Below are 12,483 nucleotides of genomic sequence, written 5' to 3' on the forward strand. Positions count from 1 at the left end.
AGGCGTTTAATGATGAAAAGTAAAAAGTGGTTGATTACTGCGGGTGTGTTTGGCATGGTGTTAACCGGATCGGCAGGTGTATATGCAGGTACACAACTGGAGACGATCAAAGCTTATCTGAACCATGGGCTCGCCATCGAAGTGAACGGGCAGAAATTTACACCGACAGGTGACCAGGGCAAAAAGCTTGCACCAATTACATATCAAGGAAGTACATATCTCCCCGTTCGTTCGATTGCCGATGCGTTGAAGACCGAAGTGAAGTATGATTCCCAAAACAATAAAGTAAGCATCGGTTCTTCAAGCTCTTCTGGCGGGTCCACATCCACAGGCAATAGTGGATCGACATCGCCCTCAACAGGTACAAACACACAGGCGGCAGGCGTGAAGTCCAAGTATCTGCCAGCAGATTTCCCATTACCGAAGGATGCGAAGGCGACAAGTCTCATTGAGAACATCATGGATGGTAACAAAAAAGTAGTGCTCACGTACACAACCAAAGAAACGTTGCTAACCGTTGGAACATCCTACAAAGACTATTACCAGACCAAAAACTTGAGTCAGAACACTCAGGATATACAGGCAGACGGCTTCAGCATCGTGGGTCGTGAAGATGGCAAATATGCCGTAACCATCACGGGTTCTGTGTCTGCGACCAACAAGGACCTGAATGAAGTTACCGTAGTATGGGGCGAAGAGTAAGCGACGAATATAATCACACGCCCTAATACTATCCTGCTTGAGTTGTTCAAATTATAGTGATCCGTATCCTTCTATTATTCAAAAGGTAACGCCAAAAGCCGCCCGTTGAAATCGTAACAGATTTCATTGGACGGCTTTTAGGGTTGAATCCATATCTGGTTCTATACTCTCTGAATTAATAGTCTAAATAGTAGTCCGTTACAGGTACTCGTTAAACCATCCGGCAATATGCTCCAAACGGCGTACCCTCAAGTGAGGGTGACCTCCACGGGACAACTCGTGGTTGGCGCCTGGGAAACGAACGAGCCTTGTTGTCTGCTTACGCCGTTTCAACGCAATGTATAATTGCTCGGCCTGTTCAATTGGACACCGCAGATCCTGTTCGCCATGCAAAATGAGCAGCGGAGTACTCACGTTGCCGACATAAGCGAGCGGGGAATGTTTCCACAGTTTTTCCGTGTCATCCCACGCGTTACCGCCAATCTGATCTTCCGTGAAGAAATAGCCAATGTCACTGACGCCATAGAAGGATAACCAGTTGGAGATGGAACGCTGGGTAACAGCGGCCTTAAAGCGGTCCGTGTGTCCAACAATCCAGTTGGTCATGAAGCCACCATAACTGCCCCCGGTTACGCCCAATCTGGATTCATCGATAAACTCATATTGGGATAGGGCATAATCCACGCTCTCCATAAGATCGCGATAATCGCCACCGCCATAATCTCCGCGACAGGCATCTACGAATTGCTGCCCGTATCCGAGCCCCCCGCGTGGATTGATATACACAATAGCGTAGCCTTGTGCAGCGAGAATCTGGAACTCGTGCATAAATGTAAAACCATACATCATGTGCGGTCCGCCATGAATCTCCAGAATGGTCGGGATTTTGACCCCGTCGACCATGCCATGAGGTTTCATGATCCAACCTTGCAGACGCAGGCCATCTGAGGAATTAAACCAGAAGGTTTCCGGTGTACTAAGGTGGATCTCATCCTCAAGCTGTGGATTGCTGCGGGTGAGTTGAATCGGTTCTACCCCGGGATCTCCCGGTTGTTCATACATATAGAGATCACCAGGATTTTGTGTATCGGCAACAGCAGCAACGATCTGCCCGTTTTCCAACTCGGCAAATTGATAAATCTCCCGTTCGTCAGGCAATATATACTCGGCACTGCTGCCGTCTCGTGCGAATTTGGCGATGCGTACACTACCATGAATGGTTGCGAGACAGAAGATGGATGAACCATCCCGACTGAATACAGGTCCCGTGGTTGTCAGATGTGATCGCATGTCACCAACAATGCTGTGATTTAACTGTACGTCCCAATCCGTGCTTAGACATACGGGTTCACCACCTGATATAGGAAGGGTATATAGCTTCACAAGCGTGGCATTTCCATAAGAACGGTCACTAGCGAGCAGTGCCAGGGATTGTGCATCGGGTGCAAATGTCAGTCGGCTGAACGTATATCCTTCCGGGGTCAACTGCTGCACATTCGACCCGTCTGCCTTCGCAAGGTACACATGATTGGTCAGGGTGTAATCGTTGTGTTCCTCGCCTGCTTCGGGCATCTGTGCAATCCATGCGATGGATGTTCCGTCCGGGGACCAAGCGTAGTCTCCAACGTCATAGTGACCAGTAGTTACAGGAATGGCTTCCGCATCAATGGGTGCGAGAGCGAAAAGGTGGGAACGTCGACCGTTCCATAATCCACTGGCATCTGATTTCATGCGAATCCGGTCTACGACATGTTCTTGCAGCAGTTTGGGTTTATCGTCTATAGGATCTGTATGTTCTGATTCTTCATCTCCGCTCATATCCACGGATGATTTCACAAGTATGGTATGACCGTCTGGTGACCAGAGCAAGGAGCTGACGCCATGTGTCAGGTGACTGATTTGCTGTGCTTCTCCGCCATCTGATGCGATAATCCACACTTGGGATTTCCCATTAACCTCTCTTAAAAAGGCCAGCTGAGATCCATCGGGTGACCAGGCAGGGGAATGATCCTTCTCTCCAGAGGTAAAGGGCCTGTCCTTTTGACTCCCCAAATGCAGCAGTCTCAGGTGAGAACAATAACCGTCACGTGCTTCATTCGTTTTCCGGCTTACATATACCAGTTGTCCGCCTTGAGGAGACGGAGTTGGATCATTAACCCATGTAATCTGATAAAGATCTTCCGATGTTATGCCGCGCTGACTCATCATTGCTTGTCCTCCCACCATGAATTAGAATTGGTTAATTTCCTAACCTTTCCATTTATATTAACGGAAAGCAAGGAACAGGACAATAAGTGTAATGAAGGAGGGGAGACTTTTATAACAGCGATCGGAAGGTTGTTCTGTCATCGGAGTGGCCATGTAAATATTCTTTGTTCAATTCATATAGGTGTGTTAAAGGAATTGCTCGAAAGATGACGAATCCTAATGTTGAATAACCGCAGAAATGACGGAAAATGGTCTTAATTCAATGTTTAACATTGGTGAATTTGGTTTAATGTACAATGCAATTCCTGTTCTACATTTAAGTATTTGGTTCATAGCCATTCGTTTATATAGAACTTGTATGATTCAGTCGCAATGGAGGAGGAACGTCACGTTGAGCACATCCTATGAGCAGCATGTAGAATATCCAAACCGGAAACGAATGGCGTGGCTTACGGCAGGGGCGGCACTTTTTGTGGCAGCCGGATTTTTTTTGATTTTTGATCGTTCTTCAGGTACGAATGATTCCATCCTTTCGGATGTGATTGGACTTCTATCCATTTTGTTTTTTGGGCTATGTTTCTGCTACAGTCTGGTAAAGATGATTAAGAAGGAACCTTCTTTTGTAATCGATGAGGATGGGTTTGTGGATGCATCTTCTTATACCGCAGGAGGAGCCGTGGCCTGGAGAGACGTTGAGAATATTTTTATGTATGAATTGATGGGACAGAAAATGATCGGGGTCAAGTTGCGGGACGAGAAAGCCTTTCTGGATCGCCAGAACGGGATGAAACGCAAATTGATGACGGTCAACAGCAATATGGTCGATGCGACCATCAGCGTTGCCCAAAGTAGCCTCACAGTGCCACTGGATCAATTGTATATCATGATGATGAACCACTGGAGACATGTGAGTGATAACATGATATATGATTCGTATAACCGTCGTTAGAGAGGTCAGAATGTCCATAAGTCTTCAGAATGGAGGAATATAGATGATGCATGGTAATCCAACACGCACGATTCTACTTCCGGATGGAACTGCCCTGCCTGCGATAGGGCAAGGCACATGGAACATGGGAGAGAAGCAATCCAGCCAGCAAGAAGAAATACGGGCACTGCGTTCCGGTATTGAACTGGGAATGACCGTGATTGATACGGCGGAGATGTATGCAGAAGGTGGGGCAGAAGTTGTTACGGGAAAGGCCATCTCGGGCCATCGTGACGAAGTTTTTCTCGTATCCAAAGTGTATCCCCATCATGCGGATCGTAAGCAGATGATTACGGCCTGTGAGCGCAGTCTTACGCGTCTTGGTACAGATCGTCTGGATTTGTATTTGCTCCACTGGCGAGGGGGAGTGCCACTCGAAGAAACGGTTCAGGCCTTGGAGCAGTTGAAGCAATCTGGTAAAATCCTTCGCTGGGGTGTATCGAATCTGGATACAAGGGATATGCAGGAGTTATGGAGTCTGCCGGAGGGGTCTCAGTGCATGGTGAATCAGGTGCTATACCATGCAGCTTCGCGTGGTATCGAACATGATCTGCTTCCCTGGATGCGCGAACGTAGCGTTCCTGTTATGGCGTATTGTCCACTGGCACAGGGCGGCAGACTTCGCAGTGAATTGTTGGAGCATCCCGTCATTCAGGAGATTGCGCAGGATCGAGGAGTTACGACTTCGCAGATCGCATTAGCCTGGGTGATCAGGGACGGAGATGTGCTGGCGATTCCCAAAGCGGTACAGCTGAATCATGTGGCAGACAATGCAGCAGCAGTGAATATCGTTTTGACACAAGAGGAACTCGCCCGTTTGAATGAGGCATTCCCTGCACCTAAAGGCAAAGTACCTCTAGATATCGTGTAGCTGGCTCTTTTTATGGGATAAGCATATGAATAAGATAACAATACGATTAATAATGTTATGCAGAGCAGATCTTCACGATCTGCTCTTTTTTTGTATGGATATCAATAGCGGAAGCTTGCCCTTCGATTAAGCGAATATATATTTTAACAAATGGGCTTTACAACACTATCTCACTAGTGTACTATGTAACTAACACACCAGTACAGAGAGGAGCGAGTGCTTTGTGACTATGGAATTTGATAACAACTTACCAATATATCTGCAGATTATGCAGTACATCAAGAGACAGATTGTAACCGGGACACTTCAGGCAGGTGACAAAATCCCTTCGGTTCGTGAACTAGCGGCTGAATTACAGATCAATCCCAATACAGTACAACGGACATTTCAGGAACTGGAGCGAGAAGAAGTGGTCGAAACCAAACGGGGCTTGGGCAGATATGTAACCAGTGAGGAGCGGAAGATTATGACGATCAAAAAAGAGATGGCCGGTGAATTGCTGGAACGCTTTCTGACCGGAATGCAGGAACTGGGGATTGAAGAGCAGGATATCTTATCGATCGTAGCCGATGCCGTTGCGGAAGGAAAGGGAGGAAAAACGCATGAGTAACATTCTTGAACTGAACCAGATTAACAAGACATATGGCAGTAAGAAAGCGCTCAGTAATATCACATTGGATATTGCTCCTGGCCGAATCGTAGGTTTGCTGGGTAGCAACGGCAGTGGCAAAAGTACGCTCATGAAACTGGTTGCAGGTTTGCTGCATCCGAGCAGTGGAACGATTCAAGTCACAGGTAAGCCTGTTGGGCTGGAGACGAAGTCACTGGTTTCATTTATGCCGGATCGTCCATTAACCGAGAAGTGGATGAGAGTGCGGGATGCGATTTCGTACTACCGCGATTTCTATGCTGATTTTGACGAGGAGAAGGCACGGGAGATGCTCGATTTCATGAACCTTGTCGAGAGTGATCGGGTGCGGCATCTATCCAAGGGTATGAATGAACGACTGCAACTAACACTGGCGCTATCCCGTAAGGCTCGTCTGTATCTACTGGATGAACCGATTGGCGGAGTAGATCCGGTTGCGCGTGGCAAGATTCTGGATGCGATCGTCAAATTCTATGATGAAGACAGCAGTCTGATCATTTCCACACATCTGGTGAATGATATCGAACGGATTTTTGATGAAGTGGTCTTCATTCGTGAAGGTCAGCTGGTGATGCGGGAAGAAGTGGAAACGCTCCGTCTGAAATATGGGAAAAGTGTGGATGAGATGTTCAAGGAGGTCTATGCGGAATGATGACATTATTGAAGTATGACTTTAGAAGGAACTGGAATACACTGCTGGCCGGGCTGGTTATTTTGATTATTGCGCAAGTGGCGCTTTCCCTTTTCATGTCTGAGGTCGCAGGGGTTGTGCTTGGCATTATGGGTTATGTTGGGGTAGGTGTGGCTGTTTATGTGAAAATGATCAAAACATACACGTCCAATATCCGCTCTTATAATCGCCGTCTTTTACCCGTAACGGGCCTATCCCATGTGTTGTCTCCTTTGATCTTTGGAGCTCTTTGCGGGTTGGGATTAGTTATTATATTTACGACTCATGCCTACATCTATATCTCAATAAAACTCCGAATGAACGTGGTTACCAATATTGATCTTTCGGGTCTGCATGTATCGGATTATGTTAGTTTGTTACTGTTTATTGCTTGGGTTATGGTATTCATGACTGTCATCATCTTCCTTTCGATCTCGATTGCAGGCAGCTTCCGTTGGAGAACTGGACCATGGATCGGAATCGTTGCATTCTTGGTCCTCGTTAATCTGATTGGCTGGTTGGAGAATATAATTACGACAGGACGCTTCAGTCCAAATGAGATGTTCCGTTACACCGAAGAAAGTACAGGTATTGCAATCACAGCCAATGGCGTATTATGGTCGGACGGTATGTGGGGGAGTATTGTATTTGAAGTCATCGTAGCAGTTATCTTGGTGTGGGCTACCATTTATCTGAACAACAAAAAAGTTGAAGTCTGATGACAGGATAACTTGAACGTGATGCGGGCAACCAGGGTTGCTCGTTTTTTTTTACATCCAGTGATGATCCGATTTTTGAATCCAACCCCATTAATTGTACGTAAATATAGATATAATGTGTGTACGATGTGAGACTGGGTTAAAGAGAACGAAAGGGGATATGTAAGGGAAAGGAGAACGTATTATGGAACTATACTTCAGGGATAATTTTTTTAACGCGGGTTACACCGAGATTATGAATCCGAATCAGGAACAGGCAGGACATCTGGATTTGAAAAGTGTTTTTGGTTCTTCGCTCGATGTATCCGATAACTCGGGATTGGTCTGTAGCGGCAAATTCCGCATGTTAACCAATCGTTGGGATATCACTGCAGCCGATGGGAGACATCTGGGAGTATTGCGAGCGAGGTTTAGTTTCTTTAGCAAAAAGTATGAGTATGATGATGGATCGCGCGGTACGTACGATGTGTCTGCTCCGGCATTCTCGCAGGAATATGATATCAGTGGAAGTGGTGGACGCATCGTGGCAAGTTTCCGTCGCACCAGCGGCTGGTTTAGTTCAGGGGCATTTGTATTGGATAACCAGTCGGACCAACTGGACACATATGAATTAATTGCAGTGGTCATGGGAGTGCATGCGATTAACAAGAGACGAAATTCAGCTGCCAGCAGTGGTGGGACCTAGTCAGGCTCATGCACAGCAAAAAGGTTTGGATGAGATCATCCAGACCTTTTTGTATACGGGTTTGTTTTTGAGCAAAGGGCTAGGGTTAACCGACTTTTACGAAATCAATGACCATCGGCTTTTGCGAGCGGTTTTTCCTCGGGTTGGCGGTGCTGAACTTCATTGGAGTATTCGGCATGTTTATCAGGCTCTTTTTCCGCATAACGGGCCAATGCCTTGGCAGCTGTTTCGGACATTCGCTCCCGCATCACTGTGTGGTCAGCAAATCGAACCCGTTTACCGAGAAAACGCATTTTGGATAAGACGTAATCCATCTCATTCCGTGGAACGGTCAGCTCGATCCGATATGTCTGCTTGGTTTCCATGTACTCGACCTGTTTCTCGAAGCAGGAGAAGGCATAGAGGATTCGGGACAGCTCCTGATTGAACTCAGGCAATACTTCGATGGTGATGGTCGTTTTACGCTTCTCTGTTATCGCAGCAATTCGGGCACTGTAGCCTGAAGCGCTATCCGGCTCAACCGGTTGGGCTTCCACGGTAACGATGCTGTGCAGCTTGGTAGACATGAGTTTGTCGAAGCGAGGCGCGTACCAGAGCACGTACCATTCTTTTTTGACCATGGAATACTCCAGTTTATACGGGAAACCAAATTCATCCTGGCTTGTGCGTCCATTGCGGACGCGGCCTGTCATTCGAAATCCCTGATGATGCAGAATGATTAGTCGTAACTGTCTGAGGAGTGGATGAGAGACACTGTTTTCCTCACTTTTGGCTTTTTCGGTCAGGTAATCCTGAAGGTTCAGGTCCTGCTCACCATTTAACATGTTGTGCATTTTATCCAACGTTACAGCGCTCAGGGCTTCTCTTGCGGCAGGGTGATTCAGCATCATGCGAAGCCAGGCCCGTTCCTGTGAGGTCCAGGTGAACAGTCCGGTTTCATTCAGTCGGGTCATCATCTGGTAATTGAACATCTTCTCGAACAGGTTCATAATATCCCGCAATCTCCTTCCATTCCTTGATCATCTCCTGGCGTAGTCTCTGAGGTGCGATGATTTCGCAGCTTGAGCCAAAACTTCGTAACCACGGTTTGATCTCGGTGGTACCGTTGACCTGGATTTCGTAGAGAAAGGTATGATCCGTTTCGGGTATGATCTTGCCCCATTGACCTTGCAGACGAACCCGATCCAGAATGAAGTTGCGCTGACCACGCTCCGGGTGGAAAAAGCGAGCTTGAACCGTCACGGTATTCCCCGTATCTACCAGCCAACTGTAGCGACTGATGTCAGTCCACTGCTGCTTCAACTCGAGCATGTATTCCTCTTCTACAGAATCCTCTTCCTCCAGTTGGGTTATGCCTTCCATGCGGAATTTCACGAAGCCGCGGCGACCCTGATATCCAATGACATACCAACGACCATACTGATGGTCATAAATCACTTCAAGGGGCACGATCCGGTTGGATCGTCCGCCTGCCTCCCGTTCAAAGCGTGGATTCGTATTCTGTGAACTGTAGCTGGATGGTTTTTTCGGTGAATAGTATAGGAACTGCACACGCTTGCGCTGACGAATCGCACTAAGCAGCGTGTAGAGATGAGCTTCGTCCAGGATACGAGAATAATAGTGATACTTATAGATATAGGGTTCGGTCGCTTCTTCTTGAGGAAAACTTGCCGTAATGGCTTTCTTCAGACTATCCCGCAACAAGTAACCTTGGACAGAAGGAACCTGGGTGTTCGCCATCATATCCACAAAATCATACAACTCCAGCTGTTCCTCCACTGTTAATTCGGTAAGGACATCCTGTTGCAAGGCATATCGATACGGTCTGCCACCAGGCTCTTTTCGTATAACCCCAACCTCTTCCAAATACTTCAGGTCGGAGCGAATGGTTTTCTCGTCAGGTAACGCCAGATCTTCCGGCAGATCAGCACAGCAGGCGTCAAGTAATTCCATTGCGGTCAGGGCTGTATCCTGTAGGGTATGCAAAAGGACAGAAAGGCGCTGAACTTCAGTCTCTTTCATCGACTTGGCGCGGAAGAGGAAGAGCAGCATGGGCTCTGCAGATTCTCCGTACTGGAAACGAACGAGGTCAGCTATTTCCCGACTTGCTTCGGCACCTGAACGTTGATCAGCGACGGTCTGCATGATTTCTTTTAACCGACGATTGGTTTTATCAAAGGTATGTACGGATATGCCAAGCCGTTCGGCGTACTGTTTGCGGTTATACGCACCGCTTGTTAGGGATAACATGCGTAAGAACTGAATTTCTTTGTCAAAACTCTCTCTTGCCATGAACATTCACTCCTTGTTATCCCTTCATTGTAGCAGGAAGAGTGGCGGGTTTCATTTAAACTTGTGAAGATTGACTCAATTTCAGAAAATGATTCGTCGCCATACTTTCGCCATGTTCGCGTGCAGATGTGTGAGGCATAATGAGGATGTGAAGCGGGGCAGCAACAAGCACTGTGGATCAAGGTTCCGAGGCGCCAGGGAGGGTTACTTCGACTGTTAATCGACCAGGTCGTTGGTTCGAATCCAATCGCCGCCGTTCATGGCGGTGTAGCTCAGCGGTAGAGCGGGTATTATACCTTCCCACCTTTTTCCTCGGAACATTTTATTATTAAAGTACAGCCATTAGACTCACACCAGGAGGTCATGAGTGATGAGCAGAGCGAAACAATTATTTAATCAACCTCAGCCAACGACACGTAATCATGGGGGCTACGGAGCCTATGAGCGATTGGTGGAGGAACAATATATACAGATGTTGATGACCAATACATTGAACAATACGTTCTATACCGATACCCAGCAACTGATGGACGACGCGATGGTCAGTCATCAGGAGATGGCTGAGGTGGATGTAGGGTTTATGGCGAGGGCTCTGGTCTATGCTCGTAATGAAGGTTTGATGCGGTTACAGCCTTTATATGGTCTGGCACTATTGTCCAAAGCGGATGTGGATCAGTTTGCCAAGGTGTTCTCCCAAGTGGTACAGACACCGGCTGATCTGGCTGATTTTCTGACTATTCTGAGAGGATTGGGGCGGGGGCAGGGCGGCCGAGCGGTGAAGCGTCAGGTGAGTCTCTTTTTGAACGGGATCAGCGAATACTGGGCGATCAAATACAACGGACACGGGCGAGGATACAGTCTGGGGGATATGATCGCTACAGCACACCCCAAGCCGATTGATATGAAGCAGCAAGCCTTGTTTCGTTATTTGCGCGGGCATGAGGTGGATCTTACGGAACTGCCGCAGTTGCAAGCGCTGGAAGAACTGAAAGCTACGCCCAACCCCGCAAGCCGGATGCATCTGATCGAGAAAGGTAAACTGCCGTATTCGGTGGTCACATCGATCATGCAGCCGACACGTACGGTATGGGAGGCGTTGATGTCCCAGATGCCAACCTTTGCATTGTTGCGCCATCTGAATGCAATGGATCGAGCGGGAGTTTTTGAAAAATCGAAAAATATCGATTACGTAACAGGTCGTTTAACGGATGCAGAAGCCCTGCGTAAGTCGCGCATATTGCCATTCCGTTTCGCCAGTGCGTATGAAATGATTGCGAGGGAAGAGCTGCGGGATGCTTTGCGACAAGCGGTAGAGCTATCCATTGGCAACCTGCCAACGCTGCCGGGAAGAACGGCTATTTTCCTGGATCGTTCCGGTTCCATGCAAGGGGATTATTTACGGATTGGTTCGGTGCTGGCACTGGCGCTTTACAAACAAACAAGAGGTAACGCACTGTTCTGGTTATTCGACCATATGGTTGAGGATGCTCGTCCCAAGATGGATGAGAGCATCCTTTCCAAAGCTCACCGGATTCGCGCACAAGGTGGAACAGACACGGGGCGGCCTGTACGCGAGCTTCGGGATATCGGAGAGAAAGTGGATCAGATCATGATGATCACCGATGAACAGCAGAATGAAGGCAGCCCGTTATATGCCGAGCTTGAGCGATATCGCCGGATGATGAATCCGGAGTTGAAAGCATTTATTGTGGATATAGCACCTTATCGGCAGGCAATGGTACCGCCACGGGATGGCAAAACCTTTTACATCTACGGTTGGAGTGAAACGGTATTGACGTATATTGCCGAGACTGTGGCCGGATATGATACACTTGCGAACCGGGTGAGAGCGATGGAGATTTAATTGAGGGAATTTGGAGGCGGCTGACTATGACCTACGTTCATGAAGAAATGAGAGATACGATTAGACAACAACTGAAGCAGATTGAACAGGAGCAGCAGGTACGGATCATCTATGCGTGTGAATCGGGCAGTCGAGCATGGGGATTTCCTTCCCAGGACAGCGATTATGATGTGCGTTTTCTGTATGTAAGACCACTGGAATGGTACTTGTCGATTGAGGATAAGAGGGATGTGATCGAACGTCCAATCAGTGATCAGCTCGATATCAATGGTTGGGATCTGCGTAAGGCTTTGAAGCTGTTTCGCAAATCAAATCCACCGTTACTGGAGTGGCTGCAATCCCCCATTCAGTATGATGAACAGTATGGCGTGGCACAGCATATCCGTGCACTGTCGCCATTGACCTTCTCACCCAAGTCCTGCATGTATCATTATCTGAATATGGCGAAGGGTAATTTCCGAGATTATTTACAAGGTGAGCAAGTGAGGATTAAAAAGTACTTCTATGTGTTACGCCCCTTACTCGCTTGTGGCTGGATCGAACGTTATGATGCGATGCCGCCAATGGCATTTGAAGAGCTGGTGCAAGAACTTGTCCCTGTGACTACACCGCTGTATACGGAGATTCATGAATTGCTGCGCCGGAAAAAGGCGGGCGAGGAACTGGATCTGGAGCCGCAGTTGCCAGCAATACAGGCTTTCTTAGCCGAGAAGATGGAGCATTTTGAACGACTGGCTGGCCAGATGGAGAATGAGCAGATTATTCAATTTGAAGAATTGGACCGGATTTTCCGTTTGGCATTGCAAGAGGTGTGGGGGAACAATTAGGGATTGAT

Annotated in this window: 12 protein-coding genes; 9 read left to right on the top strand and 3 right to left on the bottom strand. The window is 47.7% G+C overall.

What is annotated here, in order from left to right; genetic code table 11:
- Positions 1-9: 9 nt before the first annotated feature.
- Positions 10-702 carry a stalk domain-containing protein gene (locus tag MHB85_RS05570; protein ID WP_341072597.1) on the top strand — a complete coding sequence of 231 codons (693 nt, stop codon included), beginning with the start codon at positions 10-12 and terminating at the stop codon, positions 700-702.
- Between the two features lie 198 nt (positions 703-900).
- Here the strand turns inward: MHB85_RS05570 and MHB85_RS05575 are convergent, their stop codons facing one another.
- Positions 901-2,910 (bottom strand): S9 family peptidase, encoded by a 2,010-nt coding sequence (locus tag MHB85_RS05575; RefSeq protein ID WP_105600858.1) that lies wholly within the window; start codon positions 2,908-2,910, stop codon positions 901-903.
- Between the two features lie 391 nt (positions 2,911-3,301).
- Here MHB85_RS05575 and MHB85_RS05580 point away from each other — a divergent pair, with 391 nt between their 5' ends.
- The 6 genes from MHB85_RS05580 to MHB85_RS05605 all read left to right on the top strand — a co-directional run bounded on the left by MHB85_RS05580 (position 3,302) and on the right by MHB85_RS05605 (position 7,492).
- Positions 3,302-3,859 carry an STM3941 family protein gene (locus MHB85_RS05580; protein ID WP_105600857.1) on the top strand — a complete coding sequence of 186 codons (558 nt, stop codon included), beginning with the start codon at positions 3,302-3,304 and terminating at the stop codon, positions 3,857-3,859.
- Between the two features lie 43 nt (positions 3,860-3,902).
- Entirely contained in the window at positions 3,903-4,769 is an 867-nt protein-coding gene (locus tag MHB85_RS05585) for an aldo/keto reductase (protein ID WP_192132888.1), read from the top strand.
- Positions 4,770-4,992: 223 nt separating this feature from the next.
- Entirely contained in the window at positions 4,993-5,379 is a 387-nt protein-coding gene (locus MHB85_RS05590) for a GntR family transcriptional regulator (RefSeq protein WP_091015665.1), read from the top strand.
- Positions 5,372-6,070 (top strand): ABC transporter ATP-binding protein, encoded by a 699-nt coding sequence (locus tag MHB85_RS05595; protein ID WP_091015664.1) that lies wholly within the window; start codon positions 5,372-5,374, stop codon positions 6,068-6,070. Before MHB85_RS05590 ends, MHB85_RS05595 begins: the two co-directional genes overlap by 8 nt.
- Entirely contained in the window at positions 6,067-6,807 is a 741-nt protein-coding gene (locus MHB85_RS05600) for a hypothetical protein (RefSeq protein WP_105600855.1), read from the top strand. Before MHB85_RS05595 ends, MHB85_RS05600 begins: the two co-directional genes overlap by 4 nt.
- A 184-nt stretch (positions 6,808-6,991) precedes the next feature.
- Entirely contained in the window at positions 6,992-7,492 is a 501-nt protein-coding gene (locus MHB85_RS05605; RefSeq protein WP_341072598.1) for a hypothetical protein, read from the top strand.
- Between the two features lie 104 nt (positions 7,493-7,596).
- Here the strand turns inward: MHB85_RS05605 and MHB85_RS05610 are convergent, their stop codons facing one another.
- Positions 7,597-8,481 carry a WYL domain-containing protein gene (locus MHB85_RS05610; RefSeq protein WP_091015659.1) on the bottom strand — a complete coding sequence of 295 codons (885 nt, stop codon included), beginning with the start codon at positions 8,479-8,481 and terminating at the stop codon, positions 7,597-7,599.
- The gene (locus MHB85_RS05615; protein WP_091015657.1) at positions 8,429-9,784 is read right to left on the bottom strand and encodes a helix-turn-helix transcriptional regulator; all 1,356 of its coding nucleotides are present in this window, start codon (positions 9,782-9,784) and stop codon (positions 8,429-8,431) included. Before MHB85_RS05615 ends, MHB85_RS05610 begins: the two co-directional genes overlap by 53 nt.
- Positions 9,785-10,154: 370 nt before the next feature.
- Here MHB85_RS05615 and MHB85_RS05620 point away from each other — a divergent pair, with 370 nt between their 5' ends.
- The gene (locus tag MHB85_RS05620) at positions 10,155-11,648 is read left to right on the top strand and encodes a TROVE domain-containing protein (protein ID WP_341072599.1); all 1,494 of its coding nucleotides are present in this window, start codon (positions 10,155-10,157) and stop codon (positions 11,646-11,648) included.
- A gap of 26 nt (positions 11,649-11,674) precedes the next feature.
- On the top strand, positions 11,675-12,475 hold the full coding sequence (locus MHB85_RS05625) for a nucleotidyltransferase domain-containing protein (RefSeq protein WP_341072600.1): 801 nt from the start codon (positions 11,675-11,677) through the stop codon (positions 12,473-12,475).
- The last annotated feature ends 8 nt before the right edge of the window (positions 12,476-12,483 follow it).

This window comes from Paenibacillus sp. FSL K6-4396 (genome assembly GCF_038002525.1).
GTDB classification, from domain to species: Bacteria; Bacillota; Bacilli; order Paenibacillales; family Paenibacillaceae; genus Paenibacillus; species Paenibacillus amylolyticus_B.

What these genes read in the sequence shown, in the direction of transcription:
- MHB85_RS05570 (WP_341072597.1), top strand. Translation starts at nt 10, where the DNA reads ATGATGAAAAGTAAAAAGTGGTTGATTACTGCGGGTGTGTTTGGCATG.
- MHB85_RS05575 (WP_105600858.1), bottom strand. Translation starts at nt 2,910, where the DNA reads ATGATGAGTCAGCGCGGCATAACATCGGAAGATCTTTATCAGATTACA.
- MHB85_RS05585 (WP_192132888.1), top strand. Translation starts at nt 3,903, where the DNA reads ATGATGCATGGTAATCCAACACGCACGATTCTACTTCCGGATGGAACT.
- MHB85_RS05595 (WP_091015664.1), top strand. Translation starts at nt 5,372, where the DNA reads ATGAGTAACATTCTTGAACTGAACCAGATTAACAAGACATATGGCAGT.
- MHB85_RS05600 (WP_105600855.1), top strand. Translation starts at nt 6,067, where the DNA reads ATGATGACATTATTGAAGTATGACTTTAGAAGGAACTGGAATACACTG.
- MHB85_RS05605 (WP_341072598.1), top strand. Translation starts at nt 6,992, where the DNA reads ATGGAACTATACTTCAGGGATAATTTTTTTAACGCGGGTTACACCGAG.
- MHB85_RS05610 (WP_091015659.1), bottom strand. Translation starts at nt 8,481, where the DNA reads ATGAACCTGTTCGAGAAGATGTTCAATTACCAGATGATGACCCGACTG.
- MHB85_RS05615 (WP_091015657.1), bottom strand. Translation starts at nt 9,784, where the DNA reads ATGGCAAGAGAGAGTTTTGACAAAGAAATTCAGTTCTTACGCATGTTA.
- MHB85_RS05620 (WP_341072599.1), top strand. Translation starts at nt 10,155, where the DNA reads ATGAGCAGAGCGAAACAATTATTTAATCAACCTCAGCCAACGACACGT.
- MHB85_RS05625 (WP_341072600.1), top strand. Translation starts at nt 11,675, where the DNA reads ATGACCTACGTTCATGAAGAAATGAGAGATACGATTAGACAACAACTG.